This window comes from Marinobacterium aestuarii, from assembly GCF_001651805.1.
In the GTDB taxonomy this organism is placed as follows: Bacteria; Pseudomonadota; Gammaproteobacteria; order Pseudomonadales; family Balneatricaceae; genus Marinobacterium_A; species Marinobacterium_A aestuarii.
Genome location: NZ_CP015839.1, coordinates 779,319 through 804,215, shown reverse-complemented (window position 1 = coordinate 804,215; position 24,897 = coordinate 779,319). Strand labels below are relative to the sequence as shown.

The window sequence follows — 24,897 nt, the reverse complement described above, 5'->3', positions numbered from 1 at the left end:
ACCTCCAATCAGAAATTCGGGCACAAAGAGGCCCTGTACGGCTCCGGCACTGTGCCGGAACCGCAGGAGCGCACTTGTTCCCAGGGGTTACTCAGTTGTTCAGCAGGTGTTCCAGCCGGGCAAGCCGTTGACGTGCGTCCTGCCGCGCGGCCAGCGCCTCGTCCATGCTTACCCGGGTAAAGCGGGCACGGTGATTCGGTTGCAACTGGGCGATCAGATCCAGATCGGTGCTGATCACGGTGCCGATGGTGGCGTACCCGCCGCCCGAGACGGCATCACGGTGCAGCACTATGGGCTCCAGCCCCGCCGGCACTTGAATGGAGCCGATGGGATAGCAGGCATCGACGATATTGGAAGGGTCGGACCCGGCCCCAAAGGGCTGTTCCCGGGGTACAAAGGCGAGCGGATCGCCGCCCTTGAAGCGGTAACCGATCCGGTCCGCCTCGCTGCCGACACTCCAGCAGTCGGCGAAAAAGCTTTCGACGGCCTCCGCGGTCAGGCGGTGGATATAGAGCCCGGGCAATACCCGCAGCAGTACTTCCTTGTCCAGTGCCGGCATCAGCGAGCGGGGCAGCGCCATTCCTTCCCGGGCACGCTCGCCCGCACCGCCCGTTGCCAGCAGATCACCGGCCAGCAGACGCCGGCCCTGCACGCCACCCAGCGCGCCCAGCGTATAGGTGGCGCGGCTGCCAAGCACCATTGGCACCTCGATAGCGCCGGCCACGGCCAGGTAGCTGCGGGCGCCGGCCTTGGGATAGTCAAAGCTCAGCACCTGACCGGCCCGGACCCGAAAAGAGACATCCAGTGGCATGTCGTCGCCGTCCAGCCGCGGCTGCATGCGAGCACCGCACACGGCCACCAGGGCATCCGACTGAAACTCGAGCTCAGGTCCCATCAGGGCGCACTCGAGCACCGCGGCGTCCGGCGCATTGCCCACCAGCAGATTGGCGGTCTTCATCGAATACTGATCCAGCGCGCCGGAGGGCGGTATCCCCAGATGGTAATATCCCTCACGGCCAGCGTCCTGCACCGAGGTCGCAAGACCCGGTTTGATCACCTTAATCGACATACAACACCTCCTGCAGCTGCTGCTTGTAAGCATCGGGATCGGCACTGAACTCATCGAGATCGAAGCTGACATCACGGATGCGCAGGTTGAAACGCCCCTCCTCGACCTCGACCAGGATACGGTCATAGGTTTCACGATCGACGGGCTTGAACTGCACTATGTCGCCGGCACGGAAGAACACCATCGACGTCTGCAGATAGGGCATGGCCTGCTGCGGATCGTAAATCGGTGCCGGCGTGACGCCGAACATCTGATAGCCGCCGGCGCCTCGCACCGAGTAGATGCAGCCAAAACAGCCGCCATGGCCCAGGGTCTGCTTCGGCGTATCGGTGCGGGGGCGCAGATACTTCGGCACTTCGAGCTGATGCTCCCGATCGACCATCTGGAACATGAACGGCAGCCCGGCGACAAAGCCAACCATGGAGACGAACCAGGGCGTCCCGCTATGGGCATCGATAAAATCCTGCACCTCCTGGTAGCCGTTGATGCGGGCGGCATATTCGAGGTCCGTCGCATCCGGGTCCTGGTGACGGTCCCGAAAACGCATCAGGGTTTCGTGGGTCCAGGGGTCGTTGTAGAGCACCGGTATCTCGACAATGCGCGTCTGCAGGCGCCGCGACCCGCCCACCGTTTCCTCCAGCGAGCGGACCTGCGTCAGCAGATCATCGGGATGAAGCAGATCCGGATTAAAACGTACCTGGAAAGAGGCGTTGGCCAGACAGATATCCAGCACGCCGGGAATGGCCGCCTCCTCGATGACGCGCGTCATTTCCATGCCCCGGAAAAACGCCTCCAGAGACATAGATTCGGCGACTTCGGCAAAGAGATGCTCATCTCCTCCAAAGCTATAGCGGATGGCTTGCTGTGACATTTCAGACCTCCTCTGCGAGCGCTTCACCGAGGCTTGCACCCTGTTTCGAGAGCCAGACCTCCAGGGTGCCGGTATCAAATCGACCGGCCAGAACCTCAGCATCTTCCAGCAGCCTGCGGTGCAGCGGTATCGTTGTGGCCATGCCGGTCAGCCGCGTCTGCGCCAGGGCCGTGGCGGCCCGCGCAAAGGCCGCGGCGCGACTGTCGCCATGCACCACCAGCTTGGCCAGCAGCGAATCGTAGTACGGCGGTACCCGATAGCCCTGGTACAGGTGACTCTCGACACGGATCCCCTCCCCCTGCGGCCACTGCAGTTCATCGACCACACCGGGACAGGGAAAGAAGCCGCGCTGCGGATCTTCGGCATTGATGCGCATTTCGATCGCCGCCCCGTGCAGTTCGATGTCGTCCTGCTGCAGCCGCAGCGGTTCGCCGCCTGCGATACGCAGCATCCACTGCACCAGGTCAACGCCTGTGACCATCTCGGTGACCGGATGCTCCACCTGAATGCGGGTATTCATTTCTATAAAAAAGAATTCGCCGCTGGTCTCGTCAAACAGATACTCCAGGGTGCCGGCACCGCGGTAATTCAGCGACGCGGCCAGCCTGACTGCGCTTTGGCACAGATGATGACGCAACTGCGCATCCAGCGCAGGCGACGGCGCCTCCTCGAACACTTTCTGACGACGGCGCTGCAGCGAACACTCGCGTTCGAACAGGTGCACGCAGTGTTCACCATCGCCTAGAATCTGTACTTCTATATGCCGCGCCCGCTCTACAAAGCGCTCCAGATAGACGGCACCCGAACCGAAGGCGGCTTTCGCCTCGCTCTGGGCAATCTGAAATTCGCGCACCAGCTCATCGGCATCTTGGGCAAGGCGAATACCCCGCCCACCGCCACCAGCGGAGGCCTTGATCAACAGCGGATAACCAATCGACTGGGCAACCTGCAAGGCCGTCTCTATCGACTCCAGCTCGCCATCGGAGCCCGGTACCACCGGCACGCCGGCGGCCTGGGCCGTGCTTCTGGCGCAGGATTTGTCACCCATCTGGCGAATGGTCTGAGCATCCGGGCCGACAAATATCAGGCCGGCCTTGACCACGGCCTCAGCGAAGTCGGCATTTTCGGACAGAAAGCCATAGCCCGGATGAATGGCGTTGGCGCCTGTATTGCGTGCCGCCTGCAGCAACGCCTCGACATTGAGATAGCTCTGATCGACGCGGGCTGGCCCTATGACCTCGACCTCATCGGCCAGGCGTGCCGGCAGGGAATCGATATCGGCCTCGCTGCAGGCCGCCACTGTGGGAATGCCCAGCGCCCTGGCCGCGCCAATAATGCGCACCGCTATTTCGCCCCGATTGGCAACCAGCAGCTTGGTAATCTTGTTATTCATACTGATCGCTCCTCAGCTGTCACTTTCGATCAGGGCAACCAGCTGCCCGGGTTCCAGCGGCTCGCCATCGGCAAGGCTGAAGCTGGACAGAGTGCCGGCATAGCCGGCCCTGAGCTCGGAAAACTGCTTCATCACCTCTATCAGGCCTATCACTGTATCGGGCTCCACCCGGTCCCCCTCCTGGGCATAGCTAGGCGCATCGGGCGCGGCGCGGCGATAAAACACGCCGGGCAACGGGGAATTCACTTCGTACTGGGCCATGTGGACCTCCTTATTATTGGTAAAAAACTTGAATCAGCGCGGCGCACGCACGCGGATATCCGCCTGCTCCAGCCGCTCACGGGTCGCCTGCATCAGCCCCAGCGCACCGGGACTGTCGCTGTGAATGCAGACCGAATCAAAGACAACCGCAATATCATCGCCCTCGACGGTACGCACTAAACCCGTCTGACAGGCTCGCAGCACCTTGGCCGCCACCTGCTCCGGGTCCAGCGCTGCGACCCTGCGCGTGAAAACGATGGAGCCGCTGCGGTCATAGTCCCGGTCGCCATAAAACTCACAGACCACCGGCTGCCCTGCCGCGGTCGCCGCCTGCCAGATCGCCGTACCCTGCATGCAGTAGAGCAGCAGTTCCGGCTCCAGGCGGCGCAGGTGCGCCACCAGAAGTTCTGCAGCCTCCTCATCCCGGGCCAGGTGCATGTACAGCGCGCCGTGGGGTTTGAGGTGCTGCAGCTTGAGACCACGCAGGCGGGCGAATTCACGCAGCGCACCCAGCTGGTAGAGGATGTCGTCGGTCACTTCCTGGGCCGACGCCTGAATATGCCGGCGCCCGAATCCCACCAGATCGCGGAATCCCGGATGGGCGCCGATGGCGACGCCGTGGTGTTCGGCATACTCGACGGTGGTGCGCATGGTGCCGGGATCGCCGGCATGAAATCCGGTGGCGATATTGGCGGAACTGATCAACGGCATCAGCTGCTCATCCACTCCTCCGCCAAAGGTCCAGGGGCCAAACCCTTCGCCCATGTCTGAATTAAGATCTACTGAGTTCATCGCTATGCTTCCGGGGTTCTGTAATTCGGTGACAAATTCACTATATTCCCCGGGTATAAGCTTAAAAAGATCTATTTTTTGATAGGGTATTATCTGAAAAATCGATAATGGAATTACACTATGGCCATCACGCTGCGTCAGATCCGTTACTTTGTCGCCACCGCCGAAGTGGGTCAGATCTCCCAGGCGGCACTGCATCTCAATATCTCTCAATCGGCGGTCACCAGCGCGATCAAGGAACTCGAGGGCACCCTGGCGGTGCAACTGTTCAGCCGTTCGCCCCAGGGCATGAGCCTGACCGACAGCGGCCGCCACTTTCTCAATCATGCCTACACCGTCCTGCGCAGTGTCGACGATGCGCTGAACATCCCCCACGCCGACAGCGACACCATCGGCAGCCTCAGCCTGGCCGCCAGCTACACGGTGCAGGGCTACTTTCTGCCGTTCCATCTGCAGCGCCTGTCACAGTGGTATCCAAATATCCAGATCGAGCTTTTCGAGCAGGAACGTGCCGACATTGAGCAGAGTCTGGTCGACAACCGCTTCGATATGGCCGTTGTTCTGACCGCCAACCTGACCCATCCGGAGATCGCTTCGGAGACGCTTTTCAACTCGGAACGCAGGCTCTGGCTGCCCAGCCATCACCCGCTCAGTCGCAACACCAACCTGAGCCTGGCCGACATAGCCACCGAGCCCTTTATCATGCTGACGGTCGACGAAGCCCACCAGAGCGCCATGCGCTACTGGGAGCAGAGCGGCCATAGCCCGAACGTCATCCTGCGCACCACCTCGGTGGAGTCGGTACGCAGCATGGTGGCCAACGGCCTGGGGATCTCGATCCTGTCGGACCTGGTATACCGGCCCTGGTCTCTGGAAGGACGCCGCATTGAAACCCGCTCGCTGGATGAAGTGCACCCCATGAGCGTCGGGCTGGCCTGGCGCCGTGACAAGGCGTTCACGCCGGCGATGCATGGTATTAGGGAGTATTTCAGGCAGGCGTTCGTGGCACCGCAACTGAACACGGTGCGGCGCTGAAGCGGTAGTGCTGTAAAGCGGTAGAGTGCCGCAGGTCGAGAGCAGGTTATTTCAGTCATAAAAAAGGGCCGTCGATGACGGCCCCTTTTTTATCCAGCAGCTTGTCGTTTAGCCGACAAACTTGATCATCACACCGGCTGCCACCGCAGAACCGATAACGCCAGCGACGTTCGGGCCCATGGCGTGCATCAGCAGGAAGTTCTGCGCGTTGGATTCAAGCCCCAGCTTGTTGGATACGCGGGCGGCCATAGGCACAGCCGAGACGCCGGCGGAGCCGATCAGCGGGTTGATGGCGTTGCCACCGGCCATCTTGTTCATGACCTTGGCCATCAGTACGCCACAGGCGGTACCTATACCGAAGGCGATGATACCCAGCACCAGGATACCCAGCGTCTGCACATCCAGGAACTTGTCGGCGGACAGCTTGGAGCCGACCGACAGGCCCAGGAAGATGGTGACGATGTTGATCAGGGCGTTCTGGGCGGTATCGCTCAGACGATCCACCACACCACATTCGCGCATCAGGTTACCGAAGCAGAACATGCCCAGCAGCGGTGCGGCATCCGGCAGCAGCAAGGCGACCAGAATAAGCAACGAAATCGGGAACAGGATCTTTTCCAGCTTGGTCACGTGACGCAGCTGGCTCATCTTGATCTTGCGCTCGGCCTCAGTGGTGAGAGCACGCATGATCGGCGGCTGAATCAGCGGCACCAGCGCCATGTAGGAGTAGGCAGCGACGGCAATCGCACCCAGCAGCTGGGGCGCCAGCAAGGTGGTGACGTAGATGGCGGTCGGGCCGTCGGCACCACCGATGATACCAATGGCCGCGGCGTCCTGAATGCTGAAGTCCATCACCCCCAGAGTCGTCAGGCCAATGGCACCGAGCACGGTGGCGAAGATGCCGAACTGCGCTGCCGCGCCCAGGAACAGTGTCTTGGGATTGGCCAGCAGCGGACCGAAGTCGGTCATCGCGCCCACGCCCATAAAGATCAGCAGGGGAGCCGCACCTGAGGCAATTGCCACCAGGTAGAAGTTGTACAGCATGCCGTTGCTGTAACCGCCATCCTGGGCCACCAGGGAGGCTGTCGCATGCACTGAAGGTGCAGAGACATGGTAGGCATGCAGGATTTCATCGGGGTCTGTACCGACAACATTCAGCACCGACGCCAGGGCCTGCATCAGCTCCGGCTTGGCGAAATGTACCGCGTTTTCAACCGCCGAAAAGGCCAGACCCGCCTCGGGTATGTTGGCCATGATGCCACCGAAGCCGATCGGCACCAGCAGCAGCGGCTCAAAGTTTTTGTTGATCGCCAGGTACAGCAGCAACAGGCCGACCACGATCATCACAAACTGGCCGCCGGAGATATTGTATATCCCCGAGGCGGTCAGCAGAGTTATCAACTTATCCATCTGGATCCTTCCCCGATTACGCCAGGCTCAGGAGGGCATCACCCACCTGAACGGCATCGCCTTCCTTCACGTCGACGGCAACCACGGTTCCGGCGCGGGCGGCGCGGACTTCGGTTTCCATCTTCATGGCTTCGAGGATCACCAGCACGTCACCTTCCTGCACGGCCTGACCCACACCCACTTCCACTTTCCAGATGTTGCCGGCCAGCGGTGCGGGCACGTCTTCACCCTCAGCAACAGTCGGAGCGGCAGGCGCAGCAGCAGCGACCGGAGCCTTGGAGATTGCGGAGATGTCACCACCTTCAGCGACCTGGACCACGTAGTTCTGGCCGTTAACGGTGATGGTGTAAACTTCCGGGCCGGATTTCTTCGGTGCAGCCATGGTCTGAGCGTCCTCTAGAGTCGGTACTGGTTCAAATGCGTCGGGGTTGGCGCGATTTTCCAGGAATTTAAGCCCAATCTGCGGGAACAGGGCGTAGGTCAGAACATCATCAATTTCGTTGTCGCCCGTCGCCAGGCTAATGCCTTTTTCCTGGGCCTGCTTGCGCAGCTCAACGGTCAGCCTTTCAATCTCGGGCTCAAGCATGTCGGCCGGACGGCAGGTAATGGGGTCCTTGCCATCCAGTACACGGGCCTGCAGCTCGGCGTTGTAAGGCGCAGGAGCGGCACCGTACTCACCCTTGAGGATGGCCTGCACTTCCTTGGAAATGCTCTTGTAACGCTCGCCCATCAGGACGTTGATGACCGCCTGGGTGCCCACGATCTGCGAGGTGGGCGTAACCAGCGGGATCAGACCCAGATCTGCGCGCACGCGCGGAATCTCGGCCAGTACTTCGTCAAACTTGTCGGCAGCGCCCTGCTCGCGCAGCTGGCTTTCCATGTTGGTCAGCATGCCACCGGGCACCTGGGCAATCAGGATGCGCGAATCTGTGCCGCGCAGGGAGCCTTCAAACTTCGCGTACTTCTTGCGTACGTCGCGGAAGTAGGCGGCGATTTCTTCCAGCAGCTCCAGGTTCAGACCGGTATCACGGTCAGTACCGTCCAGGGTAGCCACCACGGTTTCAGTCGCGGTGTGGCCATAGGTCATGGACATGGAGGAAATGGAGGTATCAACGCGGTCGATGCCCGCTTCAATGGCCTTGAGCAGCGTCATGTCTGCCAGGCCAGAGGTGGCATGGGACTGCAGCTGAACTTCGAGCTGAGTCTGGTTCTTCAGGCGCGATACCAGGTCAAACGCCTCGTAGGGCTTGAGGATGCCGGACATGTCCTTGATACAGATGGATTCCGCACCCATGTCTTCCAGGGTCTTGGCGTAATCCACCCAGTTGTCCAGGGTGTGAACAGAGCTGGTGGTATAGGAGAGGGTGCCCTGGGCATGCTTGCCGGTCGCCTTGACGGCCTTGATGGCAGCGGCCAGGTTGCGCGGATCGTTCATCGCATCAAAGATGCGGAATACGTCGACGCCATTGGTGGCAGCACGCTCAACAAAGCGGGCAACCACATCGTCGGCGTAGTGGCGGTAGCCCAGCAGGTTCTGGCCGCGCAGCAGCATCTGCTGGCGGGTGTTCGGCATGGCCTTTTTCAGTTCGCGGATGCGGTCCCACGGATCTTCGCCAATATAGCGAATGCAGGAGTCAAAGGTGGCACCACCCCAGCTTTCCGTAGACCAATAGCCGACCTGATCGAGTTTGTCGGCAATAGGGAGCATGTCGTCCAGGCGCATGCGGGTGGCCAGCAGAGACTGGTGACCATCACGCAGTACCAGTTCGGTAATGCCTAAGGGTTTCTTTGCATCGGACATGTTTAAAGGGCCTTTTGTCGAATGAATGCATTTATTCTTTTCATTACCACTGCCGTCAGTTAGAGCGGAACTTGTGTACCGCTGCACTGATCACGGCGACCAGCTCGTCATTGTTGGCGGCTGGAGCACTGACAGAGGCCGACCCGGCGGCCGTTGCACGCTTTTTAGCCGGTTTAATCTCTGGCGCGGGGGCATATTTCGTAACAATCTTGGACATAAGCCCGGTGACGAATACCAGCAGCGTCAGGAAAACGAACACGAACCCCATGCCGAACACCATCAGCTCGAGGCCTTCGGAGAGCAGATTATCCATCGTTGGATACTCCTTGTGTTAATCCAGTCGTTGTCTAATTAGCTGCAAATTCTCTTATTTTTCAGGAATTTAGCAACAATAAAGATCGATTTCCGAACAATTTGATCGGATTCAATTTAGCCGGGAATGCCTAGTCCCGGCAACATAAGCGAACGTATTTTAGACAAATTAGGGGAAACAGGGGAGACAGGAGTCGACTGCATAATTTATGGCAGACATTTAAGAAAACTTATAGCTGACCCTATTTCGATTAAACTCAGCTTTTGCATGACCGAAAAAAGGCGCCCCCAGGGCGCCTTTCTGCGATGTTTCCACCCTGCCCTCAGACGCTCTCGGGACGGAACACCTTGACGTTGGCAAAGCCCTTTTCCTGCAGGTGATGCGCCTGCACCTGGCTCATCACTCCCTTCTCGCAGTACAGCAGGTATTCGCGATCGGTATCGAAGCTTTCAACTTCAGTGCTCAGCTTGAAAAACGGGATAGTCAGGATTTCGCAGCCCGGCATGTTGAGCGGCTTCTTTTCCTGCTCGTGGCTGGCGCGGATATCCACGATCACCTGGTTGGCGCCGACCCGGGTCAGAGCCTCCACCGCAGCATGGGCATTGATATTCTCGACGATCTCGTCGATGGGTATCACCTGCACTTTTTTCAGCGCCTGTTCCAGTACTTCAAAATCGAAGTTGGCCTCTTCCTCCAGCACCCGCTCCATCTTGCCACGGGTGGTGGGGCGGTCCGAAATCACGCCGCAGTACTCGGGCATGCTTTTGGCAAATTCAAAGGCACCGATCTCCTTCGACAGGTCGATAATGTCCTGCTTGTCGGAGGTCACCAGCGGTCGCAGCACCAGCTTGTCGGTCGCCTTGTCGATCAACGCCAGGTTGGTCAGGGTCTGGCTCGACACCTGGGCCACGCTCTCGCCGGTCACCAGGGCATCGATTTTCATGAAGTCGGCGGCGCGCTCGGCTGCCCGCAGCATCATGCGCTTGAGAATGACCCCCATGTAGGAGTGATGCACATTCTGCAGCAGCTCGCCGATCACCTCTTCGAAGGGCACGGTCACAAACTTGACCCGGGCACTGGAGCCATAACGCTGCCACAGGTGCAAGGCCACCTGCTTGACGCCGATCTCGTGGGCATGGCCGCCGAGATTAAAGAAGATGAAATGGGTTTTGCAGCCGCGACGCATGGTCATGTACGAGGCCACCACCGAATCGAAACCACCAGAGATCAGCGACAGTACCGGCTCCTGGGTTCCCAGCGGGAAGCCGCCCAGCCCCTTGTGGCGCTCGGTGACGATAAACATGCGGTCGTCCACGATCTCAAGGTCGACCCACACCTGCGGGGTGCGTACATCAACGCCGGCTGCTTCCGTATGCTGATTCAGACCGCCACCGATATAGCGTTCCATATCCACGGAGGTGAAGTCATGGTTGCGACCGCTGCGTTTAACCCGCACTTTGAAGGTCTTGCCACGCAGAAGCTCGGCGTAGGCGTCCCTGGTGCGCTCGTAGGCGTCATGGAAGTCGACCAGCGGAAATTCCCTCACCTCAAGAAAGGCATGCACACCGGGCGTGCGAGACAGCACAGAGACGACCTCATCACGCAGGTGCTCAGTGCCGGGGGCGCACACAACATCAATCTTGTCCCAGTTGTTGCGCACCTTGATCTGCTCATCGACACGACGCAGGGTGACTTCCAGGTTGGTCCCCAGGCGCTGAATCATGCGCTTGCGCACAGGGCGGCTCTTGATGGTAATTTCGGGAAACAGCTTGACGATAAATTTCATGTCGCGGACCAGGAAAGCAGGACAGGGAAAACGGAGGCCCCCGATTATACCGGATCGAACGCCGCGAGTCAGAAGCTTAGACGTGAGAGCTGGAAGCTGTGAGCTTTAAGCTGATAGCTGTGGAGAACAGGGCAAGGTGCAAGGTGCAAGGTGCAAGCAAGATAGAACGCCAAATGCCGTTATCTAGCGCGAGCCAGGAAAACAGATTGGGAGCGAAGAACAGGAAAAACAGGGTATTGATGAATACCAGAGGAAAATCTGTGAGCTGTGAGCTGTGAGCTTTAAGCTGATAGCTGAAATATTGCCCTGGTGGCTGCTGCCGGTTCAGGACTCTCTCGGAATGATCTGCTTTAGAAACACTACATTCTTGCGTAGTGGTGCGCCCGGCACGATTGGAGCATGTGACCGTCTGGTGGCGCCTGCGGCGACTAAATAGTCCAGGTACTCTATCTGGAGTGATATCCAGTTTTGAGATTAGGGTTCGTCGTCAGACTGAGATTTTACTGGGGTATGGAAATCTGCTTTAGAAACACTACATTCTTTCGTAGTGGTGCGCCCGGCACGATTCGAACGTGCGACCGCCTGGTTCGTAGCCAGGTACTCTATCCAGCTGAGCTACGGGCGCTAAAGCAGTGAGGTTGTTACAGGAGTGGTGCGCCCGGCACGATTCGAACGTGCGACCGCCTGGTTCGTAGCCAGGTACTCTATCCAGCTGAGCTACGGGCGCTTCCTGTATCCCCTCTAAGGGACAAACTCGTTGACGTATTTTTCAAGTGGTGCGCCCGGCACGATTCGAACGTGCGACCGCCTGGTTCGTAGCCAGGTACTCTATCCAGCTGAGCTACGGGCGCCTACCTGAAAAATGGCGGTGAGAGAGGGATTCGAACCCTCGATACCTTGCGATATACACCCTTAGCAGGGGTGCGCCTTCAGCCACTCGGCCATCTCACCTCGACAACGGGGCGTACTATACGAGATTGATTTTCAAAAGAAAAGGGGTTTCTTAACTTTTATTCCTGATCTTCCTGGTCGCCGGATTTTTCGCGCTGGATGCGCTGATAAATCTCTTCACGATGTACAGAAACATCCTTGGGTGCATTGACACCGATGCGCACTTGGTTACCTTTTACGCCCAGCACGGTAACGGTGACGTCATCGCCTATCATCAGTGTTTCGCCCACGCGGCGGGTAAGAATCAACATCTATTGGATCTCCTTAAGCTTTCCTAGAGTACTGCAGGCCGGAGGGAGGCATCAGCCAGCTTTCCTGGCGCGGCCGCCCGTTATTCCCTATCCCGTCGAATCACAGCCTTGCAGGCGGTGCCCAACCCGATTATCGCAGCCGCAGATAGTACAGTAAGTCCCTGTAAACTGTTGCAATAACCGGGTTCAGCATAGGCCGAATTAACTATAGCCTACTTCAACAAAGCCACTATTCGCTAACCGTATCGGCCTTGTCCAGCTCAAAGGCGGAATGCAGCCCGCGTACGGCCAGCTCAAGGTACTTCTCTGCGATCACCACAGACACCTTGATCTCCGAGGTCGAGATCATCTGAATGTTGATGTTGTCCTGCGCCAGGGAATCGAACATCTTGGTCGCCACACCCGCGTGCGAGCGCATGCCCACACCGACGATGGATACCTTGGCGATCTTGTTGTTGCCGACCACCTCACGGGCACCCAGCTCCGCACAGACCTGACGCAATATAGCCTCGGCCTTGACGAAATCATTGCGGTGCACCGTGAAGGTGAAGTCAGTCGTTTTGTCGGCGGCCACGTTCTGCACGATCATGTCGACTTCGATATTGGCACGACTGATCGGCCCCAGAATGCGTGACGCCACGCCTGGAATATCAGGCACGCCGATCACGGTCAGCTTGGCTTCGTCGCGGTTGAAAGCGATACCGGAGATCACTGGTTTTTCCACTGTATCCTCATCCTCTATGGTAATCAGGGTGCCCGGGCCATCCACAAAGCTGGACAGCACACGCAGCGGCACTTTGTACTTGCCGGCGAATTCGACCGAACGAATCTGCAGTATCTTTGAACCCAGGCTGGCCATTTCCAGCATTTCTTCAAAGGTAATTCTGTCCAGACGGGTCGCGCCCTCAACCACCCGGGGATCGGTGGTGTAGACGCCATCCACATCAGTATAGATCTGGCACTCATCGGCCTTGAGCGCCGCTGCCAGAGCCACACCGGTGGTATCCGAACCGCCGCGCCCCAGGGTGGTAATGTTGCCCTTGGCATCCATACCCTGGAAGCCGGCGACAACCACAACCCGACCGGCAGACAGATCTGCCCGCATGCCGTCGACTTCGATATCCTGGATACGCGCCTTGGTGTGGGCACTGTCCGTCAGGATGCGCACCTGACCACCGGTGTAAGAGCGGGCGCTGAGGCCACGCTTTTCCAGCGCCATGCACAGCAGCGCAATGGTCACCTGCTCACCGGTCGATACCAGCACGTCCATTTCCCGTGGGCAGGGTTCGTCCTGGATGGCCTTGGCCAGCCCGATCAGGCGATTGGTTTCGCCACTCATTGCGGACAGCACAACCACCAGGTCGTGCCCCTCGTCGCGAAAGCGCTTTACCTTGTCCGCCACCGCTTCGATTCGTTCTACAGTACCCACGGACGTCCCGCCGTATTTCTGTACGAATAGAGCCATCTTCTGTCTAATCCTTTCACCGCCAGCTCGGCGGCCCCTAGTGCCTAGTAATGACAAAACAGAGCGCAAGGATCATCAGCGGGTGATGCTGCTCGCGCTCTGCCTGCTACCTGTTAAAGCGTGGATTCCAGCAATGCCGCTACCGAGGCCAGAGCCGCCGGCAGTGCTGCCACATCGTTACCCCCACCCTGGGCCATATCCGGGCGACCACCGCCCTTGCCGCCCACCCTGGCAGACAGATCACGAATCAGATCGCCGGCCTTGACGCGACCGGTCAGGTCCTTGGTGACACCCGCCACCAGGCTGACCTTGTCGTCCTGAGTCACGGCCAGCACGACGACTCCGCTACCCAGCTTGTTCTTCAGCTGATCCAGCGTATCGCGCAACGCCTTGGGCTCAATGCCGCTCAGCTGCTCTACCAGCACCTTCACGCCCTTGATCTCAATCGCCTTGCCGAGCAGCTCGCCGCCCTGCAGGCTGGCCAGTTTGCCCTTGAGCTGTTCCAGTTCCTTTTCCAGGGTACGGTTGCGGTCCACCAGACCCCGAACCTTGTCGGTCAGGTTGTCGCGCCCGCCCTTGGTGAGGCTGGCAATGGTGCTGCAGGTCGCATCCAGCGACTCAACCCAGGCCAGGGCACCGGCACCGGTCACGGCTTCGATACGACGCACGCCCGAGGCGATACCGCTTTCGGCCACGATCTTCAGCAGACCCAGGTCACCGGTACGCTGCACATGGGTGCCGCCACAGAGCTCGGTGGAAAAGCCATCGGTGCCCATGCTCAGTACGCGCACCTGTTCATCGTACTTTTCACCGAACAGCGCCATGGCGCCACGGGCCTTGGCTGCATCTATATCCATGATCTCAGTGCTTACGCCACTGTTGGCACGGATCTGGTCGTTGACCATGTCTTCCACGGTCTTGAGCTGTTCGGGCGTCAGGGCCTCGAAATGGGCAAAGTCAAAGCGCAGGCGCTCGGCATTGACCAGCGAGCCCTTCTGCTGCACGTGCTCGCCCAGCACCCGGCGCAGGGCTTCGTGCAGCAAGTGGGTACCTGAGTGGTTCAGCGCCGTCGCCTGACGGTTGGCGGCATCCACTTCAGTGGTAACCGTATCGCCGAGCGCCAGCACGCCTTCACTGACCAACCCCTGGTGCAGGTGGTTCTTGCCTTCCTTGCTGCAATCACTCACATCGAACAGGCCGCGATCCCAGCGCAGTGCGCCGCGATCACCCGCCTGACCGCCAGACTCGGCGTAGAAGGAGGTATTTGCCAGCACCACCACGCCGGACTCGCCCGCCGACAGCTGCTGTACCGCTTCGCCGTCCTTGAACAGCGCCACGACTTTGGAGCTGTCCTGCAGTGCGCTGTAGCCACTGAAGGTGGTTTCACCGTCCAGGTCCAGCTTGTCGTTATAGTCCACAGAGAAAGAGCCGGTGGCACGGGCGCGTTCGCGCTGCTGTGCCATGGCATCCTCGAAGCCCTGCATGTCCACACTCAGACCCGACTCGCGGGCAACGTCGGCGGTCAGATCCACCGGAAAACCGAAGGTATCGTACAGGCGGAACAGGGTTTCACCTGGAATCACGCTACCGTCGAGATCATCGATCGCCTGCTGTAACAGACGCATGCCGTTGTCCAGGGTGCGGGCAAACTGCTGCTCTTCTTTCAGCAGCACACGCTCGATCTGACCCTGCTGCGCCACCAGCTCCGGATAGGCTGCGCCCATTTCCGCCACCAGCGCCGCCACCAGGGTGTGGAAAAACGGCTCGGTTGCGCCCAGCTTGTTGCCGTGACGCACGGCGCGGCGAATGATGCGACGCAGCACATAGCCACTGCCTTCATTGGAGGGCAGCACGCCATCGACAATCAGGAAGGAACAGGAACGGATATGGTCGGCAATCACGCACAGTGACTTGTGCATCAGGTCATCGCTGCCCACCGCCTTGGCGGCAGCCTTGAGCAGGCTCTGGAACAGATCGATCTCGTAGTTGCTGTGCACGCCCTGCAGTACCGCGGCGATACGTTCCAGACCCATGCCGGTATCCACCGACGGGCGCGGCAACGGTACCATGGCGCCATCGGCAGAACGGTTGTACTGCATGAAGACCACGTTCCAGATCTCTATGTAACGGTCGCCGTCTTCATCCGGGCTGCCCGGCGGGCCACCGGCCACATCGGGGCCATGATCGAAGAAGATCTCGGTACAGGGACCGCAGGGACCGGTATCACCCATGGCCCAGAAGTTGTCTTCATCCAGTTTGGAGAAACGTTCGGGGTCAATGCCAATCTCGTCTTTCCAGATGCGCTCGGCTTCATCATCGCTGTGGTGCACGGTCACCCACAGGCGCTCTTTGGGCAGACCAAAGACTTCAGTCAGCAGCGTCCAGGCAAAGCCAATGGCTTCACGCTTGAAGTAATCGCCGAAGCTGAAGTTGCCCAGCATTTCGAAGAAAGTGTGATGACGCGCCGTATAGCCCACGTTATCGAGGTCATTGTGCTTGCCGCCGGCGCGCACGCAGCGCTGCGAGGTCGTGGCGCGGTTGTAGCTGCGCTTGTCGCTGCCAAGGAATACATCCTTGAACTGCACCATGCCCGCGTTGGTGAACAACAGGGTCGGGTCGTTAGCGGGAATCAGCGAACTGCTGGAGACAATTTCATGCCCCTGCTGATTGAAGTAATCCAGGAAAGCCTGGCGAATTTCGGCACTCGTCATGTATTTCATTAGCACGAACCGCTACAGATGGTTGGTTGCTCAACAGGAATCAACGTGGCGCTGTATTTCCGGCTCAAAACCCGATCAAAATACCACGCAAAAATGGCGAAGCAGTATATAACGTGGGTAAAAATTGTACGAACTTTTTCCGAAAAGCCCCGTGCTCCGGGGTTATTCATCATCCGTCTGCTGCAATGCATAGCGCGCCTGATCCAGGTTGTATCCACGCCCCAGCAGATAACGCATGCACTTGGCGTAGTGTTTGCGATCCTCCTGCGTCACAGCGCCAAAACGTCGCCGGGCCAAATCCCGCGCCTGTTCGAACCAGTCGATCCCCTCCGCTTCCAGGCTTTGCTGCCAGAGCTCGGCGCCAATACCCTTGCGTCCCATGTCACCACGGATGCGCATGGGGCCGAACCCCTGCGCCGCCTTGTTGCGCAGATAGGCCGCAGCAAAGCGCGCATCGCTCAGGTAGCCGCCGGCCTCCAGCGCATCCAGCGCCTGGGCCAGCAACTCAGGCGCTACTCGGGCGCCTATTTTCTGCTCCAGCTCCATACGGCTGTGCTCGCGCCGCGCCAGTAGCCGCACCGCGGCGCCCTTTACCTCGCCCAGGGTCTCGAGCATCTTTGTGTTCGCCTTGTCAGCGCGCAAAATTCACCTCTTTGTTTCGCTTCGTCAATCCACCGCACCGGCTCGAAGCTCAGGGACTGCATGGTAGAACCTCAATTCCGTCAGTACCAGTGGCGCAACAACCGAGCCGGGCATTAACTGCTGCTACTATTATTGCAACCTTGCCCTAACTGACGTGCCGGAGATTGCAATGAGCCTCACCGCTTCCACCATGATGCCACTGGGCACCCCCGCGCCGGACTTCAGTCTGCTGGATGTGCGCAGCGGCCAGCAGACCACGCTGCAGGAGTGCGCCGGCGCACAGGGAATCCTGATCGCCTTTATCTGCAACCACTGTCCCTATGTACGCCATATCGAAGATGAACTGATTGAACTGGCCTGGGACTACCAGGCCCGCGGCATTGCGGTGCTGGCCATCTCGGCCAACGATGTGGAGAGTTCGCCCGAAGACGGGCCCATGCGGATGCAGGATCGCGCTTCGGCCAAAGGCTATCCGTTCCCCTACCTCTATGACGAAACCCAGGAGGTCGCCAGAGCCTATAACGCCGCCTGTACGCCGGACCTGTTTCTGTTCGACGGCCAGCTGAAATGCGTCTATCGGGGCCAGTTCGACGCATCCCGCCCCGGCAACGGCATTGAGGTCAGCGGCAACGATCTGCGCCGCGCCTGCGATGCACTGCTGACTGGGGACTCGATAGACCCGAATCAGACCCCCAGTGTCGGCTGCAACATCAAGTGGAAAGCCTGCACCTGACCAGCCCCTGATCAAACCTTTCCAGTTCAGTCGTTAAACTCAGCCCCTCAGCGAGCCAGGCTCAGGCCGCCGCCACTATGGTCGACACCAGATAGCCGGTGTAGATCAGGTAGGCCACCAGCAGTACCCCGCCTTCATAGCGATTGATACGCCCCTGCTTCTTGCCAAAGCGGTACCCCATCAGGAAGAGTGCCAGCGTTAGCCCCATGGTCAGACCCCAGTCGCGGTACAGCACCACCGATTCCACGTCCAGCGGATGAATCGCCGCAGCGATACCGACCACCGCCAGAGTATTGAACAGGTTGGAGCCAATCACGTTGCCCAGCGCCAGATCATGCTCACCCTTGCGCATGGCGGCAATGGACGAGGCCAGTTCCGGCAAGGAGGTACCGATGGCCACGACCGTCAGACCTATGATGAGATCACTCACGCCCAGCGACTGCGCAATGGACACCGCGCCCCACACCAGCACTCGGGAGCTGACGATCAGCAGCACCAGACCGACCAGCAACCAGATGATAGCGGGCTTGAGCGCCATGGTCTTGACGTCCATTTCCGCATCCATGTCTGTTCCCAGGCTATCGCCACGCTGGCGCATGCCCTGAAAGATCGACCAGCCCATAATGGCGAAGAAGGCCAGCAGCAGAATCAGCGCATCCATGCGGTTAAGCTGACCATTGATCAGCAGCAGGCCGCTGAGCAGAGTGACGGCCGCCAGTATTGGCAGTTCCTTGCGCAGAATCTGCGACTGCACCGCGATCGGGCTGAACACCGCCACCAGACCCAGGATCAGGGCTATGTTGGTAATGTTGGAGCCGTAGGCATTACCCAGCGCAAGGCCGGGGTTACCCTCCATCGCCGCCAGTGCGGACACCACCATTTCCGGGGCCGAAGTACCAAAGCCTATGACCACCATGCCGATCAGCAGCGGTGGCATGCCGGCGTGGCCGGCGGTTGCAGCGGCGCCATCGACAAAACGGTCGGCACTCCAGACCAGCAGCACCAGGCCCAGAATGATCGCAAGAATCGGCAGCATCATAGTCCGGTCTCCAGGCCAGGGGGCGTGACAAAGGCGATAACAGGCGCACTGATCAGGCGCACAGCGGGTGTAAAGAGCTGAAAGTAATGATTCATGGTATGACTGTCGGGGGCCGGCGCTGGACACAGAGACACACCAAAAGAGCCGGCCCCGGTGCTTTTGATCTATCTCAGGTCTCATCAGCCCGAATTCGGACATGATCGCCACAGGTCATGAGGACCCGGAGATTGTTGACGACCATCCTGGCTGGCAGCGTGTCGGGCTTTTGCGCACTAGATCAGTGGTAAGTCCGGCGAGCGGCCAGGGCCAGGAGACTACTCCCCTAAGTGGGCGGGAGAATAGCAGAGTCGCCGGCATAAATGAATCGACCGCAGGCGGCGCTCTCCAGGCGACAGTTCAACAAGGCTAGCCAAAACGACAGCCCGGAAACGACAACAGGGCCGCGAGGGCCCTGTTGTTATCTAACGCAGCTGAACAGGCGTTATCAGTATTCCACCACCACGTCGCCCTGGGGCACGCTGCAGCAGGACAGGATGTAGCCTTCAGCCACATCTTCATCGGTAATGCCGCCGTTGTGGGACATTTCCACGTCACCGGACACCTTCATGACCTTGCAGGTACCGCAGATGCCCATGCCGCAGGCCTTGGGAATGTGCAGCCCGAGCTTGGCCGCCGCCGCATGCACGGTTTCCCCCGGTACGATCTGGACACTCTTGCCGGTGCTGGAGAAGTCGACCCGCAGCATGTCCGACGCCATGATGGCATCGGCATCTTCCTGCGCCTGCTCGGCGAACTCGGCCACTTCTTCCTTGACGTCCAGCGGCGTCGCACCGAAGGACTCTTCGTGGTAGTGCTTCATGTCGAAGCCCAGGTGCTCCAGCATGTTCTTCACGGCACGCATATAGGGCGTCGGGCCACAGCAGAAAATCTCGCGCTCCATGAAATCCGGCGCCATCATGTCCAGCATGGCGTGATTGAAGAAACCACGGTAGCCACCCCAGCTCTGACCGGACTCCTGCTTCTCGCACACCAGATTGAGTTTGAAGTTGGAAATGCGCGCGGCCATGTTCTCCAGCTCGCGCTGATAGATAATATCCCGTGGTGTGCGGGCGCTGTGCACAAACACCATATCCACATCGGCGTTGGTATCGAAGAACCAGCGCGCCATGGACATCACCGGCGTAATACCGACACCGCCAGACAGCATCAGCATTTTTTCATTGGGGAAGTCGATGCAGTTGAACTGCCCCACAGGGCCATGCACCGCAAGCTCTACACCGACATCCATGTGCTCATGCAGCCAGTTGGACACGACACCACCGGGCACCCGCTTGACGGTGATCGAGAAGCTGTAGGGTACCGAAGGCGCGCTGGAAATGGTATAGGAGCGGAAGATCTGCTCACCATTGATTTCCAGCTCCAGGGTCACGAACTGCCCGGGCTTGAAAAAGAACATGACCGGCTGTTCGGCCATAAAGCAGAACGTCAGCACATCCGGGGTTTCCCGAATCGCATTGACGCAGCGCACCACGTGACGGCCGTTGCTCCAGGTCTGGGTCGTTACCGGATTAAGCGCATCGGTATTCACCATGCTCACATTGGGATAATTCATGAGGCTTCTCTCGTGTTGTCCGCAGACTTGGGGGCAATTATTATGGCGCCATTGTCATCCCGTCCGGGCGTCGCCGTTTAGCTATTTGCGACAAAAATTTACCTGAACACACCACTCCTGACACCCGCAGCTGGCCCGACGTCGAAAAGACAGCGATTACGTGTCGCAAACAGGTAAATAGTGATGGCTGGCTTGGCGCACTATGCACTCCATGGAAGCCTGTATTTATGGCCCATTTGCGGGACAGCGAACAGACCTAAACAAGATTCTCACAGGACGGCCCATTGGGGGCTGCGCCGGTGACTGAGGATTAGCACCAGATGAACCAGCACGACCTTCTTAACATCACCTACGCCAATGCCGAAACCGCTCGCGTAGAGATGGATCGCCTGCTCAAGGGCCGCAAACGCAACTACTCGCTGCCGCGCCCGCTGTATAACGACCCGCACATGTTCCGTATCGAGATGGAAGAGATCTTCCAGAAGGAATGGCTGTTCGTGGGCATGACCAGCGAGGTGCCGAAAAAAGGCGATTACTTCACCCTCGAAGTGGGTCAGAACCCGGTTCTGATCATTCGTGATGGCGACGGCCAGGTGCGGGCTTTCCACAACACCTGCCGCCACCGTGGATCGCGTCTGTGCAGCGCCGAGCGCGGCAAGGTCGCCAACCTGGTATGCCCGTACCACCAGTGGACCTACGACCTGAAAGGCAACCTGCTGTTTGCCGGCTCCGACATGGGCACCACCTTTGACAAGTCCGAGCATGGCCTGAACCCGGCCCACTGCCGCACCGCCGGCGGTTTTATTTTCGTCTGCCTGGGCGAAGAAGCCCCGGACGACATGGCTCCGCTGCTCGCCACCCTGGATGAGTACATGGAACCCTACGACATGGAAAACACCAAGCTGGCGGTGGAAACCCATATCGTTGAGGACACCAACTGGAAGCTGGTGATCGAGAACAACCGCGAGTGCTACCACTGTGCCGGCAGCCACCCGGAACTGCTGAACACCCTGCTGGAATGGGACGATACCCACGACCCCCGTGCCGATGCGGAATTCCTCGCCCACTACAAGCGCCAGTCCGCCGAGTGGGACGCCGAAGGCATTCCCCACGAGCACCGCAGCCACGGCCTGCGCAACCGCATCGTGCGCATGCCGCTGCGTGAAGGCACCGAGGTCATGACCCTGGATGGCTCCACCGGCTGCAACAAGCTGATGGGACGCATCAAGAACCGCCAGCTAGGCTCCATGCGCATACTGCACCTGCCCAATTCCTGGAACCATATGCAGAGCGATCACGTCATCGTATTCCGCGTGCTGCCGATTTCCGCCCAGCAGACCCTGGTGACCACCAAGTGGTTCGTGCACAAGGATGCGGTGGAAGGCGTGGATTACGATGTTGCCAAGCTGCGCAAGGTCTGGGATGCCACCAACGAGCAGGACAAGCGCCTGGCGGAAGAAAACCAGCGCGGCATCAACTCAATGGCGTACCAGCCGGGCCCCTACTCCGAAACCTACGAGTTCGGCGTAATCAACTTCATCGACTGGTACAGCGACAAGCTGCAGGAACACCTGGGCGAATCAGCACCAGCGAAAAACGAAGGCTGAAAGCTGAACATTATGAAAAAGCCCGCAGGCATTGAGCCTGCGGGCTTTTTTGTGGTTTGGCGGAAATGTGCAGGGGGCGGTGAGCGATGCGAACCGCACCGGCTTATGTTGGGGCTGCGCGACTATGCATCAGCACTACTGACTTCATCAGGGACGCATTCTTCAAAGTAAAAAAACCTTGGCCTGCATCCCACGAATATGGCAGAGCGGCTCTTGTTCCCCCCTATGAAGCCAGCGAGCACTGAGGTCATGCGGCGAATTGGCCCGAAGGGGCGCAACAGGGACTGTTGCGCCTCCGATGAGGTACATGGATGTACCTTCAGCGGAGCCCGCCGCAGGGGCTCAGAGCGCAGCGAAACGGCTTCTTCGGGGGCGCACTCTTCAAGGTAAAAAGCCTTGGTTACTTTATTTTCGCGTGCAAAGAAAGTAACGCGTCAGCAAGGCGCAACACAAACCATCAAACCCCTCCGATGCCCCAGCCTGCACAGGCTTCAACACAACCTCCATAGTCTCGCCTCACCATCATAACCAGATCAACCTGGCAACGACCCGCCGACCGGAACGATTCGCTTGGGTAAACGGCCTGGATTTTTGGCCAGACTACCTGTACCGGACATGGCTTGATTTTTATTTTTTGCAGGGTATGATCCTTTTAAATATTAATTCTTTGGCGATACTGAATATGTATTTATTTTCCGCGAAAAACTTGGCCTTCCTGACTTAAGCCGGAGAGTAAAAAACTCTCCGGCTGATTCGCTACGCTTATCATCTCGGAGGGTTTTATGTGAACTGCTATACTCCTGCGTCTTTTAAAAGTATTTCTGATCGTTTAAGTTACTACTTTATTACCGAAGAAGGTTCCAGTTATACGAGCCCTCTCAATCTATTGGTTGCTTTCAGCAGACTAGAACAGCTTTGCCATGGGGAACCAGGGCAGATGCCATCTGCAGGCCCCGGCTCAAATCTTTTGGTCAAGCTACTGCAAACAGGGGAGAAGTCAACGTTGAGACTGGTAAGCCCTGCAGAGGCCGACCCCACGACACAACGAATATCTGTATTGTCGCCGCTTGGATCTGCCCTGCTCGGCAGGGTGCCGGGGGAGATATTCAAGGTTCGCATCTTCGGCTCGACACTTGATTTTGAGCTGCTTTCAATCCTGGATTAATTAATAGTAGGAGGATACTGCTTTGAAGACTTTCGGATGCCTTGCGCACCTCTCCTTTTAAACATATATCAGATTTTAGACTGGCTAATTTTTCAGTAGAAAGAATCTATTTTTAAATTAACGGAGAAACCGAAATGACCAAAGGCAAGGATAAAAAGCAGGCAACCAAGACGTTAAAGGAAAAACGTCGCGAGAAGCGCGACAAGAAAAAAGATGATGCCTAAAGCCTAAGCGCCTCAGCATTGGGCCTTCATTGGAGCGAAGGCCCAATGCGAACATCAGCCGCTACCACTAGAATCTAATTTTTCCGCGCAGGCCTGGCTTGCAGGCCGCGAGGCGAGGCTCCTGTGCAAGTCTGCGCTTGATTTCAACGGGCTCAATCAAGGATCGGAAATGGCTTATTTAGAGTACGATTTCGATGAACTCCAGGATGAGTTCGGTATTACCTTTGGGCTGGGCATCGACATTGATGCCCAGTACGAAGCCTTCAAAAACTATTCAGCTTACGGCGGGCAAGAGGAGAATAGTGTCACAAAAAACCTCATTTTGAGCGATAGCAGCAAGGAACTATTGGGATTCAGAATCGGAGTTTAGCAACATTAGCATGCGTGCTATGCAGCATCTATGGTGCATCAGAAAAGCACTCAGGCTGCTCAAAAAATAGCCCAAAGGGGGTCAACCCCCTCCTTTCTCATAACACTGCCATGCCCTTCCAGAGTATTTTTGATGAAGTCGGCTGCACCTGATGACTGTGGGTAACGCCAAATATGCAGGCGACTCCTGACATCCGGCGCAGCTGCTTTTTGGGAATGGCAGCAAGCCTGGGGCAGACCAGACCTTAAGTGGCATGAACAGCTATAAAGACCTGCACTGCAGATCAATATTTATAGCGAATCCCCCGGGAACAGCGTCACCCCGTCACCCAAGCTCCATTGTGGATACTTGCGCATCACGCCTATGAACAGCTCCGACGCCAACCAGTCGCTCAGCCACTGCTTCAGCGCAGCGTAGCCGCAGGCCTCAAACCAGACCGGATCAACCAGGGCGAACTGGCGAATAAAGGGGAATATGGCCGCATCGGCCAGCGAGTAACCGGGTGACAGCAAACCCGCGCCCTGTTGCAATCCGTCTTCCAGCGTCTGCAGAAAGGGCTCGGCCATGGCCCGATATTCATCGGCTGAACGCTCAGGATAGCGGTCGGCGTACTTGTACCTGTCCAGCGCCCACTTGAACTCGCCATCGTTGCGACTGATCAGCGCTGCGGTAGCCTTGGCATCTGCCCCCGACAGCCAGTGCCCGGGATCCTGCTGCCCCAGGGCCCAGCGCATAATGTCGATACTTTCTGCAATCACCTGCCCGGTCTCTGGAAAGCGGCCATCGTCTGGCAGCTGCAGCACAGGCACAGTGCCCTTGGCCGAGATCGCCAGCATCTGCGCAGGCTTGTCCCGCAGCACCACTTCCCTCAGTTCACAGCGGATACCGGCACGGGCCAGCGCCAGTCGGGCACGTATCGCATAGGGGCAACGGCGAAAGGAGTACAGAATAGGAAGCGACACAGCAGGCCTCGGTCTTGGTGATTAATGCGGCTATTGCACGGCAATAGAGCGCAGAGTGCAACCGCGCGCACGGGTTCGACTAGAGCATTTTCACGAAACACTTATCTGTCGAGGTTGCTTTGAGTGCTTCCTTACTTCGAGGCGCCCGGATATGGGTCGAGGCAAGAGGAAAGTACTTTGGGTAAAAGGTGCGATTCGCTTCGCTCATCAGCACCTACGAAAGCATCCATTGCAGCACCGGCAACAATGCGCCGACTGACGTCCTTTCCCTTTCCCTTTCTCCATCATCAGTTACATATCCGGACTTGGTACCACTCCAGCGGGGCGTCATAACGGCTCTTGTTCCCCCTTATGAAGCCGGCAAGCACTGAGGTCATTCGGCGATCAGGCCCGAAGGGGCGCAACAGGGACTGATGCGCCTGCGA

At 58.5% G+C, this 24,897-nt stretch carries 21 protein-coding genes and 4 tRNA genes; 5 read left to right on the top strand and 20 right to left on the bottom strand.

Annotated features, from left to right (window positions below; all coding sequences use genetic code 11):
- Positions 1-91: 91 nt before the first annotated feature.
- Genes A8C75_RS03530 through A8C75_RS03510 form a run of 5 tightly spaced genes read right to left on the bottom strand, consistent with a single transcriptional unit; the run spans position 92 to position 4,386 of the window.
- Complete coding sequence (locus A8C75_RS03530; protein ID WP_067378188.1) at positions 92-1,069, bottom strand: 5-oxoprolinase subunit C family protein; 978 nt, start codon at positions 1,067-1,069, stop codon at positions 92-94.
- Positions 1,059-1,940 (bottom strand): 5-oxoprolinase subunit B family protein, encoded by an 882-nt coding sequence (locus A8C75_RS03525; protein WP_067378185.1) that lies wholly within the window; start codon positions 1,938-1,940, stop codon positions 1,059-1,061. Before A8C75_RS03525 ends, A8C75_RS03530 begins: the two co-directional genes overlap by 11 nt.
- Before the next feature lies 1 nt (position 1,941).
- Positions 1,942-3,333, bottom strand: a complete 1,392-nt coding sequence (locus A8C75_RS03520; protein WP_067378183.1) for an acetyl-CoA carboxylase biotin carboxylase subunit — start codon at positions 3,331-3,333, stop codon at positions 1,942-1,944.
- 12 nt (positions 3,334-3,345) lie between these two features.
- Positions 3,346-3,594, bottom strand: a complete 249-nt coding sequence (locus A8C75_RS03515; protein ID WP_067378180.1) for an acetyl-CoA carboxylase — start codon at positions 3,592-3,594, stop codon at positions 3,346-3,348.
- A gap of 33 nt (positions 3,595-3,627) precedes the next feature.
- Positions 3,628-4,386, bottom strand: a complete 759-nt coding sequence (locus tag A8C75_RS03510; protein WP_067378178.1) for a 5-oxoprolinase subunit PxpA — start codon at positions 4,384-4,386, stop codon at positions 3,628-3,630.
- 120 nt (positions 4,387-4,506) lie between these two features.
- Between A8C75_RS03510 and A8C75_RS03505 the strand changes: the two genes are divergently transcribed.
- Entirely contained in the window at positions 4,507-5,421 is a 915-nt protein-coding gene (locus A8C75_RS03505; protein ID WP_067378175.1) for a LysR family transcriptional regulator, read from the top strand.
- Positions 5,422-5,529: 108 nt separating this feature from the next.
- On the opposite strand, the gene A8C75_RS03500 is transcribed toward A8C75_RS03505, so the two are convergent.
- From A8C75_RS03500 to A8C75_RS03445, 12 genes are all read right to left on the bottom strand, one after another.
- Positions 5,530-6,831 (bottom strand): sodium ion-translocating decarboxylase subunit beta, encoded by a 1,302-nt coding sequence (locus A8C75_RS03500; protein WP_067378172.1) that lies wholly within the window; start codon positions 6,829-6,831, stop codon positions 5,530-5,532.
- 16 nt (positions 6,832-6,847) lie between these two features.
- On the bottom strand, positions 6,848-8,632 hold the full coding sequence (gene oadA / locus A8C75_RS03495; RefSeq protein WP_067378169.1) for a sodium-extruding oxaloacetate decarboxylase subunit alpha: 1,785 nt from the start codon (positions 8,630-8,632) through the stop codon (positions 6,848-6,850).
- A 55-nt stretch (positions 8,633-8,687) separates the two neighbouring features.
- The gene (locus A8C75_RS03490; protein WP_067378167.1) at positions 8,688-8,945 is read right to left on the bottom strand and encodes an OadG family protein; all 258 of its coding nucleotides are present in this window, start codon (positions 8,943-8,945) and stop codon (positions 8,688-8,690) included.
- 322 nt (positions 8,946-9,267) lie between these two features.
- On the bottom strand, positions 9,268-10,731 hold the full coding sequence (thiI, locus tag A8C75_RS03485) for a tRNA uracil 4-sulfurtransferase ThiI (RefSeq protein WP_067378164.1): 1,464 nt from the start codon (positions 10,729-10,731) through the stop codon (positions 9,268-9,270).
- A 548-nt stretch (positions 10,732-11,279) separates the two neighbouring features.
- Positions 11,280-11,356, bottom strand: a tRNA-Arg gene (locus A8C75_RS03480).
- A 25-nt stretch (positions 11,357-11,381) separates the two neighbouring features.
- A tRNA-Arg gene (locus tag A8C75_RS03475) sits at positions 11,382-11,458 on the bottom strand.
- Between the two features lie 47 nt (positions 11,459-11,505).
- Positions 11,506-11,582, bottom strand: a tRNA-Arg gene (locus A8C75_RS03470).
- Between the two features lie 12 nt (positions 11,583-11,594).
- Positions 11,595-11,682, bottom strand: a tRNA-Ser gene (locus tag A8C75_RS03465).
- 59 nt (positions 11,683-11,741) lie between these two features.
- Positions 11,742-11,933 (bottom strand): carbon storage regulator CsrA, encoded by a 192-nt coding sequence (csrA, locus tag A8C75_RS03460; protein ID WP_067288377.1) that lies wholly within the window; start codon positions 11,931-11,933, stop codon positions 11,742-11,744.
- Between the two features lie 229 nt (positions 11,934-12,162).
- Positions 12,163-13,398, bottom strand: a complete 1,236-nt coding sequence (locus tag A8C75_RS03455) for an aspartate kinase (RefSeq protein ID WP_067378161.1) — start codon at positions 13,396-13,398, stop codon at positions 12,163-12,165.
- 113 nt (positions 13,399-13,511) lie between these two features.
- Positions 13,512-16,109, bottom strand: coding sequence for an alanine--tRNA ligase (alaS, locus tag A8C75_RS03450; protein ID WP_067378159.1), 2,598 nt, complete (start codon positions 16,107-16,109; stop codon positions 13,512-13,514).
- Positions 16,110-16,280: 171 nt separating this feature from the next.
- Positions 16,281-16,733, bottom strand: coding sequence for a regulatory protein RecX (locus A8C75_RS03445; RefSeq protein WP_067378156.1), 453 nt, complete (start codon positions 16,731-16,733; stop codon positions 16,281-16,283).
- 196 nt (positions 16,734-16,929) lie between these two features.
- Here A8C75_RS03445 and A8C75_RS03440 point away from each other — a divergent pair, with 196 nt between their 5' ends.
- Complete coding sequence (locus A8C75_RS03440) at positions 16,930-17,493, top strand: thioredoxin family protein (protein ID WP_067378153.1); 564 nt, start codon at positions 16,930-16,932, stop codon at positions 17,491-17,493.
- Between the two features lie 61 nt (positions 17,494-17,554).
- On the opposite strand, the gene A8C75_RS03435 is transcribed toward A8C75_RS03440, so the two are convergent.
- Entirely contained in the window at positions 17,555-18,532 is a 978-nt protein-coding gene (locus tag A8C75_RS03435) for a calcium/sodium antiporter (protein WP_067378150.1), read from the bottom strand.
- 484 nt (positions 18,533-19,016) lie between these two features.
- Positions 19,017-20,144: an FAD-binding oxidoreductase gene (locus A8C75_RS03430; protein ID WP_269465729.1), complete on the bottom strand. Its 1,128-nt coding sequence runs from the start codon at positions 20,142-20,144 to the stop codon at positions 19,017-19,019.
- Positions 20,145-20,464: 320 nt separating this feature from the next.
- On the opposite strand from A8C75_RS03430, the gene A8C75_RS03425 reads away from it, so the two are divergent.
- The 3 genes from A8C75_RS03425 to A8C75_RS03420 all read left to right on the top strand — a co-directional run bounded on the left by A8C75_RS03425 (position 20,465) and on the right by A8C75_RS03420 (position 23,510).
- Entirely contained in the window at positions 20,465-21,751 is a 1,287-nt protein-coding gene (locus A8C75_RS03425) for an aromatic ring-hydroxylating oxygenase subunit alpha (RefSeq protein ID WP_067378147.1), read from the top strand.
- Positions 21,752-22,535: 784 nt separating this feature from the next.
- Positions 22,536-22,916: a GreA/GreB family elongation factor gene (locus A8C75_RS23525; RefSeq protein ID WP_157890208.1), complete on the top strand. Its 381-nt coding sequence runs from the start codon at positions 22,536-22,538 to the stop codon at positions 22,914-22,916.
- 393 nt (positions 22,917-23,309) lie between these two features.
- Positions 23,310-23,510 (top strand): hypothetical protein, encoded by a 201-nt coding sequence (locus A8C75_RS03420; protein ID WP_067378144.1) that lies wholly within the window; start codon positions 23,310-23,312, stop codon positions 23,508-23,510.
- A gap of 290 nt (positions 23,511-23,800) precedes the next feature.
- Here the strand turns inward: A8C75_RS03420 and A8C75_RS03415 are convergent, their stop codons facing one another.
- Entirely contained in the window at positions 23,801-24,472 is a 672-nt protein-coding gene (locus tag A8C75_RS03415; protein WP_067378141.1) for a glutathione S-transferase, read from the bottom strand.
- Positions 24,473-24,897: the final 425 nt, after the last annotated feature.

Coding starts and splice junctions, on each gene's coding strand:
- A8C75_RS03530 (WP_067378188.1), bottom strand. CDS start 1,069: ATGTCGATTAAGGTGATCAAACCGGGTCTTGCGACCTCGGTGCAGGAC.
- A8C75_RS03525 (WP_067378185.1), bottom strand. CDS start 1,940: ATGTCACAGCAAGCCATCCGCTATAGCTTTGGAGGAGATGAGCATCTC.
- A8C75_RS03520 (WP_067378183.1), bottom strand. CDS start 3,333: ATGAATAACAAGATTACCAAGCTGCTGGTTGCCAATCGGGGCGAAATA.
- A8C75_RS03515 (WP_067378180.1), bottom strand. CDS start 3,594: ATGGCCCAGTACGAAGTGAATTCCCCGTTGCCCGGCGTGTTTTATCGC.
- A8C75_RS03510 (WP_067378178.1), bottom strand. CDS start 4,386: ATGAACTCAGTAGATCTTAATTCAGACATGGGCGAAGGGTTTGGCCCC.
- A8C75_RS03505 (WP_067378175.1), top strand. CDS start 4,507: ATGGCCATCACGCTGCGTCAGATCCGTTACTTTGTCGCCACCGCCGAA.
- A8C75_RS03500 (WP_067378172.1), bottom strand. CDS start 6,831: ATGGATAAGTTGATAACTCTGCTGACCGCCTCGGGGATATACAATATC.
- oadA (WP_067378169.1), bottom strand. CDS start 8,632: ATGTCCGATGCAAAGAAACCCTTAGGCATTACCGAACTGGTACTGCGT.
- A8C75_RS03490 (WP_067378167.1), bottom strand. CDS start 8,945: ATGGATAATCTGCTCTCCGAAGGCCTCGAGCTGATGGTGTTCGGCATG.
- thiI (WP_067378164.1), bottom strand. CDS start 10,731: ATGAAATTTATCGTCAAGCTGTTTCCCGAAATTACCATCAAGAGCCGC.
- csrA (WP_067288377.1), bottom strand. CDS start 11,933: ATGTTGATTCTTACCCGCCGCGTGGGCGAAACACTGATGATAGGCGAT.
- A8C75_RS03455 (WP_067378161.1), bottom strand. CDS start 13,398: ATGGCTCTATTCGTACAGAAATACGGCGGGACGTCCGTGGGTACTGTA.
- alaS (WP_067378159.1), bottom strand. CDS start 16,109: ATGACGAGTGCCGAAATTCGCCAGGCTTTCCTGGATTACTTCAATCAG.
- A8C75_RS03445 (WP_067378156.1), bottom strand. CDS start 16,733: ATGCTCGAGACCCTGGGCGAGGTAAAGGGCGCCGCGGTGCGGCTACTG.
- A8C75_RS03440 (WP_067378153.1), top strand. CDS start 16,930: ATGAGCCTCACCGCTTCCACCATGATGCCACTGGGCACCCCCGCGCCG.
- A8C75_RS03435 (WP_067378150.1), bottom strand. CDS start 18,532: ATGATGCTGCCGATTCTTGCGATCATTCTGGGCCTGGTGCTGCTGGTC.
- A8C75_RS03430 (WP_269465729.1), bottom strand. CDS start 20,144: ATGAATTATCCCAATGTGAGCATGGTGAATACCGATGCGCTTAATCCG.
- A8C75_RS03425 (WP_067378147.1), top strand. CDS start 20,465: ATGAACCAGCACGACCTTCTTAACATCACCTACGCCAATGCCGAAACC.
- A8C75_RS03420 (WP_067378144.1), top strand. CDS start 23,310: ATGGCTTATTTAGAGTACGATTTCGATGAACTCCAGGATGAGTTCGGT.